Consider the following 18,062-nt stretch of genomic DNA (forward strand, 5'->3'; position numbering starts at 1 on the left):
ATTGCACTACGCAAATAGGGCGCGGACATTTATAAATGCTCAAACGAGTGTCAGATATTACTTTTAACTTTTAACTTTTGACTTTTGACTTGCGCTATATTGCCTAATTCCCACAGTACGACTCCATAGCTGAAAATTGTCAAGATACCATCAGGGTTCTATAACCTTGTGGTTAACATATTCCTTCTCTACTAATGCGTATGTCGCAATAATACAAAGTAAGACAAATGTATTTCAGGCCTAGGTTGAGAGAATAGAGCGATCGCTATATTCAGATATAAAATCAACCCTGATGAGAGCTTTTGAAAAATAGCCGTTCGCCCCTACTCCCCCACTCAATAAAATGTAGAAAAATTTTTGAGAAATGGTATTAATTACTTATCCCAAACTTTACTGATGCACTACCGAAATTATCAATTCTTTCCCCCTACTAGACTGTTTCATTTTCAACGTTGCAATAGATGTAGGTTTGGTTAAGAGACGATCTTCGCAGGTTATCCGTAGGATAAACCGAACAACAATCTTTCTCCCCTACTCCCCTACTCCCCTACTCCCCTACTCCCCTACTCCCTACTCCCTCTTTTCTAGAGATATCTATTAGTTATTATTCTTGTAACCAAACAGAAACTGACCCGCCATTACACCGAAACTTAGCCCAACCAGAGTCATTACTATAAATGGGTTCCTGAATATGTTCCGTGAGGTCATAAAACTTAGCATTTGGTTTACCCACTTCCATCCACTTGTAACCTGGATAGCTATCACTCATAATTACAGCCATTGCTTTCGGATGTTCCTCATTACCCAAACGAGTCCAACCAACAGTATTATAATGATCGAAATAATCATATTGCTCGCCATAAGCAAAGTATTTGCGGGCAAAAAGTAATTTATCAATTATCCAACGGTGGGATGGTAAGAAAATCTTGTAACGGTTACCATCTTTTCCATAGTCTTCATACTCTGCACCATAATAGTCAGCATAAAAAACACAAGGGTATCCTTCACGACGTAACAAAATAATGGCATAAGCTAAAGGTTTAAACCAAGGTTCAACAGGAGCTTCCAATGCTTGTAAAGGTTGTGAGTCATGGTTTTCCACAAAAGTCACAGCATTAATCGGACGTTCCTGCATCAAAGTACCGTTGAGAATATAGCGCATATCATAATGTCCGCTCGACTTACTAGCATAGTAAAAGTTGTAATGTAGGGGAACATCAAACACAGACATTTTGCCACGAACTGAATTGATATACCAGTGCAGGGTATTAATATCGTTGAACCAATATTCACCCACCATAAATAAATCTTTCTGAAAATAATCCTCTAATATATCAATCCAAAGAGGAAAAAACCAAGAAGAAATATGTTTAATGGCATCAAGTCGAAAACCATCAACCCCAGTAGTTTCCAGATACCATTTACCCCAACGTATCACTTCATCGCGAACTTCTTTACTCTGGAAATCAATATCACATCCCATCAGGTAAGCATAGTTGCCATTTTCCAACGCTACATAATCATCAAAGCTTTTCCTTTCAAATAAATAAATTGTATTTTGCTCTTTGCTGTAGTCATCATAATCAACCGCATCAAAATGCCACCAATGCCACTCGAAGTCAGAATACTTTTTTTGCCGACCAGGAAACAGGAAATGAGTATAAGCTTTAACTTCACGCATTTCTCCCAAGGGAGAAATACGGTTATTTTTGGCAAAAGGGGTTGCTTTGACAATTTCAGTTCTATCAGCACCCATGCGGTGATTGAGAACTCCATCAGCATAGACTTGGATACCAACATTATGTAAAACTTGAATGGCATCTAGATATTGTTGGCGATCGCCATATTTTGTCCTAACAGTACCTTGTTGGTCAAATTCCCCCAGGTCATACATATCGTAAACCCCATATCCCACATCATAAGTGCCGCCTATACCTTTATAAGCTGGTGGTAACCACATTGCGGTAAAGCCTGCATCTGCTAATTCTTGGGCCATACTTGCCACTTGATTCCACAGGATAAGATTTGGGTCAATATACCAGTGGAAATATTGCATCATTACGCCGTTAATTTCTGCCATGTTCGGAAATCCTCAAATCTATCAATATGATTATGGCTGTTTCGTGGGGGTGAAGCAATAGCGAAATTCTTGAAAGGATTACTGTTCCTCATTTTTAGCCATTTTCAGCCTTTCCTTCTGACTTCTGACTCCGGACTCCTCCGTTGGATTGGCGATGTACAGGAGGGAACAGGAGGAGAAAGTTTTTTATTATAGCGGTTTTCATGATTAGTAGACCACAGTAGGGACGTTCCATGGAACGTCCCTACAATGTTTTGCTTGTGAAGATGTGGTTCATCAAGAGCGAAAAGCGCTGTAGGCTATTATCCGGACATGATATGAAAAGGAATATAGGAACTTTCTATGGCATATCCCTACAAGGGTTGGAGAATTTAAGAAAAGGAATATTTAATTTATATTCAAAATTTTGAAAAAACTGGGGCAAGTTTTAGGTTTGGCTCAAAGCCGAATTTTCTTGGACATATTCAACAGTGTTCATAACCGAATCAATCTCAACTTCTGCACCTGCGCGAACCACAAATTCACTGGGTCCAAATTCCGTACCAACATTTCCCCATATGTCTAATATTTTTTTTAATTTATATGCCATGATTTGATAATTGAGTTAAATTTATTAAAAGTAATATTAGTTAAGGTATGCTGAGATAAAATGAACCCACTAAATCGATTTTCCGATCGAGTCGAAGATTATGCTCAGTATAGACCAAATTATCCAAAAGAAGCGATCGCTGTAATGATTTCTGGATTTGAAAATCCTTCAGAATTATTAGCAGCAGATGTTGGAGCTGGTACAGGTATTGGTTCTAGAATGTTAGCTGAACAAGGTATTAATGTCATAGCTATTGAACCAAACCTTAAAATGAAAAATGCTGCTCAATCTCACCCTTTAATAGAGTTTAGAGAAGCAACGGCAGAAGCGACTAATCTTCCTAATGAATCAGTTGATTTAGTAACTTGTTTTCACGCTTTTCATTGGTTTAATCTGGAACCTACTTTACAGGAATTTCACAGAATTTTAAAACCCTCTGGCAAATTAGCACTTTTATGGAATAACTGGAATAGAGAAGATGGATTTACTAAAGAAAATAGTAACTTAATGAAGCAGATATCTAAACATCATCCAAACACTAAAAAAAAGCGACGCTTTTCAATTGCCTCCATAGAAAAAAGTTCCTATTTTTTCAATTTTCAACATTCAACATTTGCTCACAGACAAGAGTTAGATTTGCCAGGATTAATAGGTCGTATTATGAGTTCGTCATCAGTGCCAAATCAAGGTTATGAACGAGAACAAATTACGGCAAATTTGAAAGCATTATATGATCGATGGGTAGATAAAAAAGGTCTAGTTTATTTACTATATCGTACAGAACTATATGTTGCTGAACCCAGGTTAATAATTACTCCAAATCAGTTTTGACAGAACTTAGTAATGCTGTCAGAAAATTTTATTTTTATTTCTACTTAAAAAAATAACTTTGAGCGCAGAGTATTAATTGTGTAGAAAAAATAGTTACAAATATGATATCAAATCCGTTTAATTAGGTATAAAAATATTGTCCATCTTCACCATTGCCAAATCTTTATAACTGTTTTCCCTCCTGACTCTTGTACGCCGCTAATCCGATGTCTCCCCTATCTGACTCCTGACTCCTACCTTCAAAAAATTTTATACCAATGCTACTGGATTTTATATGACATCCGTCAGATAGACTTTCAATACGCCGACCTCTTCCCATAATTATTGTCCTCCATTGCTGACTATTTTAATGCACCATTTTAGCTGTGTCGGTCCACTACTACTACTAAAAAGCTAATATGACAGATAAACCTACAGATTATGTTGCTATTCTCCAAGCGACAGGAAATCAATTACTATTACCTCCAGAGTGGTTAAAAATTGGTGCAAAAATTTATTCTCCTGAATATGGTATTGGTCAAATTACAGCAGTATTAGGCAAACGTTTAATTGTAGACTTTCTAGAAAATCCAACCCCAGTACATTTTCCTGATTGGCAAATAGCAATTAATCAAAAAAAAATTTATCCAAGAGATAGTAAAAATTTTCAGACTAAGAAGTTAAAACAGCCAGAAAAATCAAATATTACCTCCGCAGAAATAACAGCTATTCCCCGACCAGTATTTCAAACAATAGCCCAAGAATTTTTAGATAAATTAGTAGCTATAGAAAATACACCACCAACTCCAGGAAAACTTTATCCTTTGCCAAAAGATTTACCAATAACTCTCAAAAGTTCTCTGATTTTACAAAATATTACGGAACTCTATGAACATCAAATTGAATCATTAACTGCTCTGAGAAAAGAATTAGACCTTTGCATCTTTACACCCACAGCTTCTGGCAAAACTCTCTGTTATAACTTAGCCATTTTAGAATCATGTTTACAACAACCTCAGACCACAGCATTATATATTTTTCCTCTCAAAGCATTAGCATTAGACCAAATGCAAAAGCTGGAAAAAATGGTCTCATATTTTCCTGAAAATTCTGTCAAAATTGGATTAATTACAGGTGACATATCCTCAAAACAAAGGAAAAAATTATTTATCTCCAACCCACCTAATATTTTAGGAGTAAGCCCAGATTTATTACACTATCAACTATATAGAATTAGAAGTAAAGATGGAGAAGGATGGCGTAAATTTTTTCAACAACTCCGCTATGTAGTTATTGATGAATCTCATACTTATAGAGGTGCTTTTGGCGCTCATTTTTCTAATCTAATGCGTAGATTAAAAATGGCGGTAGACCGAGTAGGAGGAAGTTCAGAAAAACTACAATTTATTTTTAGTTCAGCTACTATTGGCAACCCCGCAGAAATGGCAATGAGATTTAGCGATCGCTCTGACGAACCGGAACGACTTCATCTAATATCAAAAAGTGGTGCTGATAGTGCTGGTAAAACAATTTTATGTCTGGAACCTAGCGATACTGCTAACCCCGATGCTTGTCAAATAATTTTGTCTTGGTTACGCCACGATTTAAGTGGAATAGTATTTTGTAATTCCCGGAGTGCTGTGAAAAAACTCCTGGGTATAATTAAGCGAATAGCTGATAAGAATGGAGAGAGTTATTTGGCAGATAAAGTGGCAATTTTTTATGGTTCTTTGCAATTTAAGAGACGACAGGATATTATCCAAAAGTTAGAAGCTGGCATAGTAAAAGTTATTCTTTCTACTTCCGCATTAGAAGCAGGAATTGATTTACCAGGACTTGATTGTTGTTTGGTGCGTGGTTATCCTGGTAGTTTAATGTCATGGGGACAAAGAATTGGTAGAGCAGGGCGTAGAAATCCTGGGTTAGTGATGTTTTTACCAGTAGCTCAAAACCCGTTGGATAATTTCTATGGAAATAAACCAGATTTATTATTAAATGGTGAGGTGGAAAGTGCTGCTTTTAATCCAAATTATCCGACTATTTTGGGCAAACATTTAGAATGTAGTTGTGTAGAAAGTGGTGTACCTTTGAATGAAATAACAGAACGTTTTGGAGTGGTGGGAGGATCTATTGCTGATAGTTTATTGAAACAAGAAAAAATCTATATTACTAACTCTTCTGAAATTTGGGGATATGGTTATCCTCATCGAAATATTAATATTCGCGGTCACGCTCAAAATGATGTGGAATTAATCAATATTAATACTGGAAAAAATTTTGAAAAAATGCAAATGAGTCTGGCACATCAGGAGGTCTTTCCAGGGGCAATTTATTTAGCCCAAAATTATAACAGTGAGTTAATTTTTTATCGTTCTGAGAATCTCGACTTAGATAAAAAACAAGCAATTTTAAAGCCTTTAGGCAAAAATTGTAATTTAGAAAGCAAACCAAAAACTGAGTTAATTATTCAAGAAATTCAGCAATTAGCAAAATCCCAAATAATTCAAACAAATATTCCACACGCTAGATTAAGATTAAGTTTAATCTGGGGAGAAATTACCTTTTCAGTAACAGGATATGACTTGTTTGCTACTGAATATAAAAAAGGAGGTGAAATTACTAAAGTTGTAGATGGAGGTAATTTCGATCCACCTTATCAAACTCAATATCAAGCTCCAGTTGTGAAGGTAGAAATAAATTATGCTTTTAGCAATGTTATACGAGAAAATATTAGACAAATTCAAGAGAAAATCAAAGAGAAGTATCAAGACATAATTCCAGATGATTTCAAAGATTTATGGAGTTGTAATTCAGATTTTATTGCATTGCATAGTATGGGGCATCAACTAATATTTGCTGTGCCTTTAGTTGTGTTAAGTTCGAGTCAGGATGTGCAATGGTTTGTGAAGCAAGAAAGAGGAGAAACTGTCGGTTATTTTTTTGATACTTGCGATGGTGGAAATGGAGCGAGTGAGGCAATTTTTAATAAACTGTTGAAGTTTGCACATAAGGCAACAGAATTAGCCAAAAATTGTGATTGTGAATATGGTTGTCCCCGCTGTTTAACTCACCATAGTTGTCCTCAGCAAAATCGAGGTTTATATAAAGATTTAGGGTTGTTAATTTTAGAGGCGATCGCAATGAATAATTATTAATTACTAACACCTTCTTCTCAATTTCACCATAAAAAAGCCATCCATTTGTTCTCTATGAGGCCAAACTTTTACCCATCCTTCCACAGTAGGAGAAACCATAAAATCAATAGTTGGTGCTTCAATTTCCCACTCATAATTATTTGTCAAAAACTTCTCAATCACCTCCTCATTTTCTAAAGGATGAATTGTACAAGTTGCATATACCAAAACTCCCCCTGGTTTTACCCATTTTGCAGTATTTTCTAATAACTCACTCTGAAGTTTTGAGAGCTTTTGAATATTTTCTGGAGTTTGTCTCCACCGTATATCTGCTCGACGGTGTAAAGTTCCTAAACCCGAACAAGGTACATCTAATAAAACTCGGTCAGCTCGATCAATAAATTCAGGAAAATTCCGACTATCACCTATAGAAATAGAAATAGATTTTAACTGCAATCTTTCAGCATTTTGTTCTAACATTTTTAGTCGAGAAGCTGTTTTATCAATAGCCAAAATTTTGCCATGATCTCCTATTAATTCTGCTATATGAGTTGTCTTGCCTCCAGGGGCAGCGCAGGCATCAATAATTATTTCTCCTGGTTGTGGATTTAATAAATAACTAACTAATTGAGCGCTACAATCTTGAATTGACCACCAACCCTCTTCATAACCCGGTAATTTTTGAATTGAACCTACTGCACCTGTTAATCTTAAAAGTTGGGGAACTTGGGGAATCCAGTTAACAGAAATACCTGTATTTTTAATTGCTTTTTCTAATTCTGCAATTGAGGTGTTAAGCGGATTAATTCTTAAATCAAGGCTCGGCGATTGATTGAACCATGAGCATAATTCTTCGGTTTCTATTATACCTAATTTTTCTATCCAATATTCAATAATCCAGTCAGGAAAACTATATAATGTTCCTAATTTTTGTACTGAATTTTTGGGCAGGTCGATTTTCAATTCTCGCCGAATATATTCTCTGAGCAAACCATTAATAAAACCAGTTAATTTAGCTAGTTTATTTTGTTTTGCTAGCTCAACTGTGGTATTAACTGCTGCTGATTCTGGAATTTGTGCTAAATAAGATAATTGATATAAACCAATATGGAGAATTATTCGTAAGTCTGGATGTTGTTGCTGAGATTTCTTTTTTGCTAATTGATCGATAATTGCATCGAGCGCTCGCTGCTTTCTCACACATCCATAAACTAATTCTGTAACTAATCGACGGTTGGCATCAATTAAATCATTTTTTCTTAGATATTTATCTAGGGTAAAATCAGCAAAAGCTTGTTTTCGATACACTTCTTGGAGGATAATAAAAGCTAGTTGACGAGGGTTATTATTCACTACAATTAATTAAAAAAATATTATTGAAGAAGAAATAAGAAAGAAGAAAGAAGGCATTTAGTTATCTAGGATAGAAGGCATTTAGTTATCTAGGATATCGGGAAAAAGTGGATGGGGATTTAACTAGCTATCAGCTATTAGCTAGCCTCCTGCGGAGGAAAAATTTGTGCATATAATTAGGTATCTTTTTCGCAGCATTCCGGAACGTCCAAGCTTGGTTCAACAATTAATAATGAATAATGAATAATGAATAATTACCTCTCCATGAATTGAAGAGGATTGACAAAGAGATGAAAATTTTTCTTCACAGGAGTCGATTGGATATGGCGCAGGTTTCCTCGCCATCCCATCCTAACGGACTGCTCCGCAAACGACCGCTTATTATCCCCTATCCAAGGGGAGGCGCATACCCACAATTTTTCGGTAAAACATCCCCGACTTCTATAATTAGCTTAATTTTAGGAGGGGTTTAAATCCCCTTATAAAAAGCTGACCGCTAATTGCTGAACTGCTGTTTGCGGAGCATTCAGTCAGGAAAAACTTTTTAAACCCCAACCAATTGTAGATGGTGGGGTGTTATATCCATCAAGAAAAAGATAATTTTTTATACTATTAATCTTAGTCTGAAAATTATAACATGATAATATATAGTAGAAGGAAAAAGGTTGATATTCCTTTATTTCTACTGCGCAGTGCTACTCAAACAGATATTTGATCGGTCAAGACTAGTCATGGCAGTTGCTATAGATGAATAATTTTAACTTTAAACTGTTCAAAATTTAACATTAGTAGATTAATATTGACTTATTAATAATTGCTATAGTTGAAAAGCCTTTCCTCATTTCCTATTTGATTCAAAAATTTACTAAAATAAGTAGTCAAGCCAAATTAATTGTATCTTTGATAATCAGGTTGAATAGATAAGAAAAAAAATTATCACGTTATTAAAATCATAGTTTCATATTTTTGATTTATTCTAGGATTTATGATAAATAATTGAGAATTGCTCTAGTTGAAAAGTCTTTCCCTATTCCCTATTTTCCTTAACAGTTTACCAATATAACTAGTCAAGCCAAACTAATTTTATCTTTGATGCTTGGGTTAAATAGGTAGGACATATGATTTTTATCGCGTTGATTAAAAAAAGTGATGTACAACCTGTTCCCTCTTCTCCATTAAAAAATGAAATTACAACTAGAAAACCAATTGTTTATCATAGGTGTCGCAATATTTGTAGAGAATCTACAACTATTAGAAACATTTTTTTCTCATCTGCCAAAGCAACTAAATATTGTATTCATAATAGTAGTCCAAAATCAATCTGCTAATTTTCCCAGTCAGCTTGTCCAACTTCTAGAAGGAAAAACCAGCCTCACAGTCCATACAATAGAAGATGGAATGATCATGAACCCCTGGACTGTATATATTGTGCCAGAGGGAAAATATCTACAGTTAGAAACTCAGACCCTAAATTTACTCGACCCTCCCTCGGAGTTTGACACCCCCATCAACTATTTTTTCAAATCTCTGGCACAAGAATGGGGAAAGCGCGCTATTGCCATTCTCATTTCCGGTAGTGATAATGATGGCCAAGAGGGATTAGCAGCCATCCGCGATGCTAATGGTGTTGCCCTGGTTAAATCTCCAGAAACAGACCAATTTACCAGTATGTCCACCAATGCCATTTCCCCTGAGTTAATTGAGGAAATCTTGTCTCCAGTAGAACTTGCTCAACTTATCTATCACATTGTGGAGTGGCAAGAAAATCCATTATTTTCTAGAGATGATCGAGAATCACCATTAATTCCTTCCGAAGAGCTACAGGAAATATTAAGTATCCTCTACAAATATAAAGAAGTAGATTTCTCCTATTACAAAACTTCCACCATCACTCGTCGAATTATTCATCGCTGCACTTTAGTACGATCTGGAAAGCTAGAAAATTATATTCATCATCTCAAAAATTCTGAAGAAGAACAAAAAATACTTTATCAAGATTTACTGATCGGTGCTACCTCCTTTTTTCGAGACCCTCCAGCTTGGGAATATTTAAGAACAGAAATTTTGCCCGAACTTGTAAAGAAAGCTCAACAGGAAGAAAAACAGTTGCGAATTTGGGTTTCTGCTTGTGCAACTGGAGAGGAAGCTTACTCAATAGCTATCCTAATTAATGAAGCTATACGAGAAACAGGTAAGTCCCTAAAAGTGAAAATTTTTGCCACAGACATTGATAGTAACGCTCTAGAAACTGCTGCTAGGGGAATTTATCCAGAGTCTATTGCTAAATATATATCTCAGGAATACCTAGAACGATATTTTAACCATGAAGTAGGTAGTTACCAAGTAAAGCGATCGCTACGGGAAATGCTGATATTTGCCCCTCACGACCTGACCAAAAATCCTGGTTTTTCGAGGATGAATTTAGTTTCGTGCCGTAACGTACTAATTTATATGCAGCCAGAATTGCAGCAACGAGTACTACGGTTACTCCACTTTTCCTTATCATCCCAAGGAATTTTATTCTTAGGTAATACTGAAAGCGTTAGAGAACTGGAGGAAGAATTTATCGTCCTGAAATCTTGTTTGAAAGTCTATCGCAAGCGACGAGATGTGCAGCTATCCTTAACTCATCTGACACCAAAAGCAGTAACCATACCTACTATCTATTATTCCATAAAGACCAAACTTAATCACTCCAGACTTGACAAAATGCTGACAGAAGTATTTCAAGTAGGTTTTGGGGAGCGAAAAATTACTGCTTTGTTGGTGAATGTAGATAACCGCTTGCTGAATGTTTTCTATAATGAGGCAGATCTACTGCAAATTCCCATTGGGGAAGCAAATTTAGAAATCACCGACATTATTTTACCAGAACTCAAACTACCTTTGGATACAGCGCTGCATCGTGCCAAACGAGACAAGCAGACAGTTTTGTATACTGGAATTAAGCTCTACCGAAATAACCAAGAAGAAAATATTACTCTGCGAGTTGGTTATAATTGCAATGCCCCATCATTAGAAGAATATTTAATTGTATTTCTGGAAATAGAAACCCCACCAGCGGTATCTTTACTAAACGATCGCCAAAAAAAAGTCTATGAAGTAGCACCTGAAATAGCACAACAAATTATAGAACTAGAATATGAACTCCAACAAACCAGAGAAAATTTACAAGCAGCAGTAGAAGAGCTAGAAACTATTAACGAAGAGCAACAAGCTACTAACGAAGAATTAGTGGCCTCCAACGAAGAGCTTCAAAGTACCAATGAAGAATTACAGTCAACAAACGAAGAATTATTTACTATTAACTCCCAATATCAGGCAAAAATTGAAGAACTAACTCATCTGAGCGAAGATATAGATAATCTGCTCCTGAGCATAGATATTGGTGTAGTTTTTCTCGATAAAAATCTCAGAATTCGTAGATTTACCCCTCCTGCTACCCAAGCTATTAATATTAGAGGCACCGATATTAACCGTCCTATATATCATTTTACTCACAACCTAGACTGCCCAGACTTCATCGCAATTATCCAACAAGCTCTCAGCAATCAAAAATTAATCGAGAGGGAAGTAACTTTATCTGCTACCGGAGAAAATTTACTCCTGCGCATTCATCCCTATATTCGGGAAGATGACATCAACGATGGCATAGTGATCACATTAGTAAATATTAACGAACTCCAAAAGACCAAAACTCAACTCACACGCACTAATAATGTTCTGGAAAGCTTGTATGAATCTAGTCCCGCAGGTTTGTTTTTACTAGATCAAGAATTAAGATTTTTACGCATTAACTATATTTTTGCTGAGATTAATAACTTAAACGTATCAGAAAATATTGGTAAGACCTTCTCAGAGGTGCTACCGTATTTAGCAGATCAATTAAATCCCTTATTCCATGAAATATTGGAAACAGGAGAAATCATCAGAAATATTGAAATCAATGCTCCTCATCCTACTAATATTGAAACAGTAGCTTGGTGGCTATCAAGTTATTATCCTGTGGACTTAGAAAACGGTCAAAAAGGAATTGGTGGAGTAATTACAGAAATTACTCAACTCAAGCAAATTCAGGAACAGTTATTAGAAAGTCAAAAATTAGCCGAAGCAGCGAATAAAACTAAGAGTGACTTTTTCAAACAGATGACTCATGAGCTGCGAACACCTCTAAATATTATTCTCGGTTTTACCCAACTTTTAGGCCATGGAAATAATCTCGACGACTACCAAAGAGAGCAGTTAAACCTGATATATAAAAGTGGGAATAATTTACTAGAGTTGGTCGAAGAAGTTTTGGATTTTTCCAAGCTCGAAGCTAACCGCATGGAGCTTAAGCTGAGTTTATTTGATTTTCAAGCCTTCATCACAGAGCTGAGAGAAATGTTTCGACCAAGTGCAGGAAAAAAAGCTTTGAATTTACTGCTTGAACTTGATGATAGAGTGCCTCAATATATTTATGGCGATCGACAGAAACTACGACAAGTACTGATTAATTTTCTCTCTAATGCTATCAAATTTACTGATGCAGGTCATGTGAAATTAAGCGTCCGAGTTGCACAAATACCAGAAATTAATGATACAGAAAATGATACAGAAGTGAACCCTGTTGATTTAACTACTAATATAGAGTTTGAGATAGAAGATACAGGTAAAGGTATGACTCAGCAAGAGTTAGAGAAAATATTTGAAGCATTTGTTCAAGGCAAAGCAGGTAGATATTCTCAAACAGGTACAGGTTTGGGTTTATCAATAAGTCAGGGATTTGTGCAACTCATGGGTGGCGATATTCATATCCAGAGTAGTCCTGCTTCAGGAACAACTTTTAGTTTCTCAATTATGGTTAATTATGCTGCCGATACTACCCATACAAAGCTGCCAATTGTTCAACAAATATTAGGTCTCGCTCCCGACCAACCAGAATATCGTATTTTAGTAGTTGATGACATAGAAGAAAATCGAAAATTGTTGCTGATGATGTTGAGACCATTAGGTTTCCGAGTATTAGAAGCAGCTAATGGTGAAGAAGCTATACACCAGTGGGAGCAGCACCAAGCACAGTTAATTTGTATGGACTTACGAATGCCTGGAATGAATGGGTTTGAGGCTATTGAACAGATTAAATCTACCCCTGAAGGTCAAAATACTATGATTATTGCTCTTTCTGCTTCTGGAGCTTTTAATGACGAGCAACATTCATTTTTGGAAGATAACTGTTGTCATATACTCTCCAAACCAGTTGAAGAAGATATTTTGCTCAACTCAATTGCTGAATGTATTGGTGTTAAATACATATATAGTTCTTGTCATATTACCCCTGATCCTGACACCTATACTTCAGCAGTATCTAATTTATCTAAAGATTCCTTGAGTAATATGGGTATGAGTTCAGAGTTTCGCTCTCAACTTCACATGGCAGCTCTTAGCTGTAGCTCTGAGGAGGTTATTTCTCTATTAGAGCAAATTCCAGAGGAACACCAGCAACTCACAGACGCTTTGATGGAATTAGCTGATGAATTTCGGTTTGATATTATTGCTGAATTGATGGAAGAAGAGTAGGAAGGAAGAAGCAAGAGGGAAGAAGTAAGAGGGAAGAAAGCTTTAGTTATCTAGGACAGAAGGAAAAATCTGGTGTTGTCTGAGTTTTAAGCTTTTGATATGTCAAATACACAGGACTTACCCAGTAATGCTATATACGGTGCATATTTTGGTAAATCCTCAATATATTCACCACATTTAGTGCCCTTGTGTAATATCATATCCGTTTACAGCGCTTTTCAAATTGATGAACCACATCTTCACAAGCAAAACTTTGTAGGGAGGTTCCATGGAACCTCCCTACTGTGGTCTACTAATCATGAAAACCGCTGTAATATCAAATCCGGTTATATCATGTCCGGTTGAACAGTGATAAATAAATAACTACGGAGTCCTCAGGAGTCAGGAGGACCGAGTCAGGAGGAAAGAGGGAAGAAAGAAGAAGAACTGGAGTTGAAGGAGAAAGTTTTTTTATAACTAATTATCCGGACATGATATAACTCCTGACTCCTGACTTATGAATTATGACTCCTGAGTTGTCCGTCGTTTCTCTATAAGTATTTAACCGGACATGATATCAAATACAGTAATGGCCACTTCTGTAGAATCACCCAGTTGGGGGATAATAAAATCACCTTTATAGGTGAAGTGTGACATTAAGTCTGTGTATTATTCTGGAGATACTTAAGAACAGGAAACTTTCAGGAGATCAATATGATGAGCTTTCAAGTAAACGACTATGTAATGTTGATTGAGTATAAATGGATTGGAAAAATTTGTAGAATTATCAAACATAGCAATCAAAAAGGTACTCGTTTTGAATATGTCTTGTCTAGTGTTGATGATAACAAACCTTTTATTTACAGTAGAGAAGAAGAGTTAATGCCTGTATCTGACAATCAACTATAATTATCAGAAGGAAGAAGGAAGAACCGAAAAATCTGGCGTTGTCTGAGTTTTAAACTTTTGAGATGTCAAATGTCAAATACAGTAATAGCCACTGCTATAATAGACATCTGGTGAAAAAAAATAGACTTTTTGCATAAGTAGGCAACATATCCCGAAAGCAACAGGGAATATGCTGTCTGATCGAAAACACGAATAATTCTCTTCATATCTAATTTTCACCAGATGTCTAATACAGTATTCGGATAATTAGGGTTTGCTGAAAAAGTATGCATGGCAGGGGTAGAAGTCAGGAGGGGCGTTAGCGTAAGCTCTGCGTCAGCAAACAAATGGCGTTTGCTTGCGCATACTTCGTAACGCCCGTACAGGAGTCGGTAGAAAGGAAGTAGAAAGTGCGATAACTGTATAACTGGATTTCAGATAATATTTGAATTGCCAATTATCTCATTTTAGCAAACTACTACCTAACACATAACGCTATAACTCACTTTGATGGCATTGCGAGGTTAAACTAAGCCAGTTTGTTACCAAACCGACTCGTCTTCAGAACCGGACGTGAGACTTTCACCTCATCACGGCTCCTCTCTTAAACGTCCCTTTTCATGGGTACATCCCTGCCTTAATATCAACATATCGTCAACCCATATATAATTTTCAGGTAAGTCCTGTAACTTTGGTTCTGTGTATGTCTTTTGATCTAAGGCAGTTTTAGTATCGTGACAATGTCGGTGCAACAGTTGTTTATTCTTATAAGTGTTGTCACCACCTTTAGACCTTGGAATTATATGGTCTACTTCCATGAGGTCATTTGGTGTAAAGGTTAGTCCACAAGATGCGCATTTATTCTTTTGCCGTTTTAATAGCGTTGTGACTTCTTTCCTTACGCCTGGATATTTACCGATTCTATTACTCCAATAAGTCCAATCGCCGTCATAAGGGGATTTACTACTTTTCACCTTGATGTGCCTTATAATAGGTACATCCGAGTGTTGGTTAAGTATATATTCACCGTAATTAAGTACCCAATTCCTGGTTTCTTTGCAGCGAGGGAAATACTTATCTTTAACCCATTTAGCTGGCTTATTTGGATGCCTTCTACTTGCCCATCTCCATAATCTTCTCCATAAAAGGTTATCTATTTTACTAAACACCTCTTTACTGACTACGGTTGAGAAGTAGTTAGCCCATCCCCTAATTATCGGGTTTAATTTGGCTATTAGAGCTTTGGTAGGAGCGGTTTTGTTCTTGCTACATATATCCGCTAGTTTCCGATAGTGGGTTTTTATACTCTTAGAGGACGGTTTAATCAGCGTCTTAAATCCTTGTTTGGTTGACTTTACCTTCCATTGCCTGATAGTAAATCCTAAGAAATCAAATCCGGGTTTATTCCCTTCATGCTCTTCCAAGGTGTGGGCAATTTTGGTTTTTTCTGGTTTTAGTTCTAATCCTACCTGGTTTAACCATTCCTGTATTATGGTTTTAGCTTGCAGCACTACTTTGATGTCTTCATGTAGGACAACGAAGTCATCAGCATAGCGTATTAAAGATAGATTATTTCTTCTGTCTCGTTTTGACATTATTCTTCCATTTGGATATCTAAGTGGAAGATTTTCGACAAATTCCATTAATCTTTCTTCCATACCGTGTAAGGCGATGTTTGCTAGTAGAGGTGATATTACCCCTCCCTGTGGTGTACCTTCCACAGATTCTAGGAATTGATTATTATCAAATACCCCAGACTTTAACCATTGTTTAATTAATCGTCTGTAGGGGGATTGCCCTATCTTTCCTAGAAGCGCATCGTGGTTAATTCGGTCAAAACACTTTGATATGTCAGCATCTAACACATATTTAGGTTTCATGTGGACACTGAGATAGATTGCCCCTATGGCATCATGCGTTGACCGTCCCGGTCTAAAACCATAACTGTTAGGTTCAAAACGTGCCTCCCACTCTGGTTCCATACCTAACTTGACCAGGGCTTGTAACGCTCTATCGTACATTGTTGGAATGCCTAACGGGCGCTGTCTTGAGTGCGTCTTACATTCTGAGGAGACCTCATCAATTAGCACTCGCTTTTCATCTTTACCTGGTTTTGGTATATAGACTCTGCGGGTGGGGCTTGACTTGAGGTGTCGTGATGCGAGTAGGTTCACCAAGTTGAATCGCTGCATTGGAGATAGATTTTTAACACCATCTACACCCGCAGTTTTCTTCCCCTGGTTATCCTGTGTCACGCGCCTAACAGCTAGCAACCTAGCGTAATAGCTTTTCAAAAGAAGTTTTTGGTATCTGTGCATCTTGCGGAATTCGCCACGGCTGGATGCTCTGTAAATCAATTTTTGTAATTTGAATACAGATTTTTCCACTCGTTTCCAGTCAATATCCTTCCATCGAAGGTTAGGATTGATTGAAACTTGTGAAGGTATATCCTCTGTATCCCATGCTACGCTTAAAAAGCGAGTGCGTAATTCTGAGGTCTCCTCAGAATGTAAGACGCACTCAAGAAATGGCTTAGGGTTCCCTAGCTTTCTTTTTAGTGTTTGAGCTTGATTCATTACTAATCATTGCCTTACATTACGTCTAACAGTGAGGTACGTCTGCATATTAATGCTTTTTACCCAATCCTACTCTCCCTAAGACCTCCAACCGATGTGCAGATTGACCTTGAATGGCTTCCTAAGTTCTCGACCTATATTCTTAGGTGTCTTAGAGAGGTTTCCTCGTTCCCTTATTCCTTTATTACGGCTGATTTAGTGAGGTAAACTCTTCCGGAGGGTTCGTTATGGTTGCTGGCAATCTCCGCATAATAAGATTGTCCAATGACCCCCTGACTTTCGTCCTACATCCCATAGCTACCTTTGGGATGGTTTGTCTTTACGAGAGTTTGATCACCTTCCTATTCGTCCACTTGTCAGCCTTTGCTTGCGGTATCGTTCCTCGGTAACTGGTATTTTCCCGCTTTTAGGCCAGCTTCAGGGATTGATATTCAGTCGCTACCCTGTGGCCTATGCTTTCTACCCAACAACAAGGCGGTGGAATTTCACCACGAAGGATATAAGAGTTATTCACAAGTCGAGGTTGTCCTCATGTGGTGACTTGGAACGGCCGTTTATACTCAGTTTCCTGGTTTAGTGGCCAACGAGTCGCACTACGCGCCAGACAATAAAACCTGCAAATAAAACATAACCTGCTACTCCTACCCAGTCTTGCCAACTTCCGGATAATTGACTTTCCATAATTTAACTTCCTATTAATTTTGACTTAGATTATCATAATCGGGACTTACTCAGGGACTCTACAAATAGCTAGTGCGTTAGCAAATGCCATTCGCCCCTACTAGACTGACACACCTTAAATGGTGCATTAATGGGGGGTGTGGGGAGTATGGGGAGTGTGGGGAGTATGGGGAGTATGGGGAGTATGGGGAGTATGGGGAGTATGGGGAGTGTGGGGAGTGTGGGGAGTGTGGGGAGTATGGGGAGTGTGGGGAGTGTGGGGAGTATGGGGAGTATGGGGAGTATGGGGAGTGTGGGGAGTATGGGGAGTGTGGGGAGTATGGGGAGTGTGGGGAGTATGGGGAGTATGGGGAGTATGGGGAGTGTGGGGAGTATGGGGAGTGTGGGGAGTATGGGGAGTGTGGGGAGTGTGG

At 37.4% G+C, this 18,062-nt stretch carries 9 protein-coding genes; 5 read left to right on the forward strand and 4 right to left on the reverse strand.

From position 1 onward, the window contains the following. Nucleotides 1–604 precede the first annotated feature (604 nt). The gene (locus F6K23_RS30865; RefSeq protein ID WP_293163122.1) at nucleotides 605–2,080 is read right to left on the reverse strand and encodes an alpha-amylase; all 1,476 of its coding nucleotides are present in this window, start codon (nucleotides 2,078–2,080) and stop codon (nucleotides 605–607) included. 427 nt (nucleotides 2,081–2,507) lie between these two features. Then, nucleotides 2,508–2,669 (reverse strand): hypothetical protein, encoded by a 162-nt coding sequence (locus tag F6K23_RS30870; protein ID WP_293163124.1) that lies wholly within the window; start codon nucleotides 2,667–2,669, stop codon nucleotides 2,508–2,510. A 60-nt stretch (nucleotides 2,670–2,729) separates the two neighbouring features. Here F6K23_RS30870 and F6K23_RS30875 point away from each other — a divergent pair, with 60 nt between their 5' ends. Together F6K23_RS30875 and F6K23_RS30880 are read left to right on the forward strand one after the other, a co-directional pair. Continuing rightward, nucleotides 2,730–3,500 (forward strand): class I SAM-dependent methyltransferase, encoded by a 771-nt coding sequence (locus F6K23_RS30875; RefSeq protein ID WP_293163126.1) that lies wholly within the window; start codon nucleotides 2,730–2,732, stop codon nucleotides 3,498–3,500. A gap of 398 nt (nucleotides 3,501–3,898) precedes the next feature. Continuing rightward, nucleotides 3,899–6,634 carry a DEAD/DEAH box helicase gene (locus tag F6K23_RS30880; protein ID WP_293163128.1) on the forward strand — a complete coding sequence of 912 codons (2,736 nt, stop codon included), beginning with the start codon at nucleotides 3,899–3,901 and terminating at the stop codon, nucleotides 6,632–6,634. Between the two features lie 3 nt (nucleotides 6,635–6,637). On the opposite strand, the gene F6K23_RS30885 is transcribed toward F6K23_RS30880, so the two are convergent. Then, nucleotides 6,638–7,966, reverse strand: a complete 1,329-nt coding sequence (locus F6K23_RS30885) for a 16S rRNA (cytosine(967)-C(5))-methyltransferase (RefSeq protein WP_293163130.1) — start codon at nucleotides 7,964–7,966, stop codon at nucleotides 6,638–6,640. Between the two features lie 1,182 nt (nucleotides 7,967–9,148). Here F6K23_RS30885 and F6K23_RS30890 point away from each other — a divergent pair. Together F6K23_RS30890 and F6K23_RS30895 are read left to right on the forward strand one after the other, a co-directional pair. Then, nucleotides 9,149–13,525 (forward strand): CheR family methyltransferase, encoded by a 4,377-nt coding sequence (locus tag F6K23_RS30890; protein WP_293163132.1) that lies wholly within the window; start codon nucleotides 9,149–9,151, stop codon nucleotides 13,523–13,525. Nucleotides 13,526–14,218: 693 nt separating this feature from the next. After that, nucleotides 14,219–14,413: a hypothetical protein gene (locus F6K23_RS30895; protein WP_293163134.1), complete on the forward strand. Its 195-nt coding sequence runs from the start codon at nucleotides 14,219–14,221 to the stop codon at nucleotides 14,411–14,413. A gap of 569 nt (nucleotides 14,414–14,982) precedes the next feature. Here the strand turns inward: F6K23_RS30895 and ltrA are convergent. Next, nucleotides 14,983–16,968, reverse strand: a complete 1,986-nt coding sequence (gene ltrA / locus F6K23_RS30900; RefSeq protein ID WP_293163136.1) for a group II intron reverse transcriptase/maturase — start codon at nucleotides 16,966–16,968, stop codon at nucleotides 14,983–14,985. A gap of 818 nt (nucleotides 16,969–17,786) precedes the next feature. On the opposite strand from ltrA, the gene F6K23_RS30905 reads away from it, so the two are divergent. Further along, the coding region (locus F6K23_RS30905) for a hypothetical protein (protein WP_293163138.1) at nucleotides 17,787–18,062 on the forward strand (276 nt) is incomplete at its 3' end.

This window comes from Okeania sp. SIO2C9, assembly GCF_010672455.1.
GTDB lineage: Bacteria > Cyanobacteriota > Cyanobacteriia > Cyanobacteriales > Microcoleaceae > Okeania.

Excerpts from the sequence above, each read along its gene's own strand:
- F6K23_RS30880 (WP_293163128.1), top strand. The coding sequence starts at position 3,899 with ATGACAGATAAACCTACAGATTATGTTGCTATTCTCCAAGCGACAGGA.
- ltrA (WP_293163136.1), bottom strand. The coding sequence starts at position 16,968 with ATGAATCAAGCTCAAACACTAAAAAGAAAGCTAGGGAACCCTAAGCCA.
- F6K23_RS30890 (WP_293163132.1), top strand. The coding sequence starts at position 9,149 with ATGAAATTACAACTAGAAAACCAATTGTTTATCATAGGTGTCGCAATA.
- F6K23_RS30895 (WP_293163134.1), top strand. The coding sequence starts at position 14,219 with ATGATGAGCTTTCAAGTAAACGACTATGTAATGTTGATTGAGTATAAA.
- F6K23_RS30875 (WP_293163126.1), top strand. The coding sequence starts at position 2,730 with ATGAACCCACTAAATCGATTTTCCGATCGAGTCGAAGATTATGCTCAG.
- F6K23_RS30865 (WP_293163122.1), bottom strand. The coding sequence starts at position 2,080 with ATGGCAGAAATTAACGGCGTAATGATGCAATATTTCCACTGGTATATT.
- F6K23_RS30870 (WP_293163124.1), bottom strand. The coding sequence starts at position 2,669 with ATGGCATATAAATTAAAAAAAATATTAGACATATGGGGAAATGTTGGT.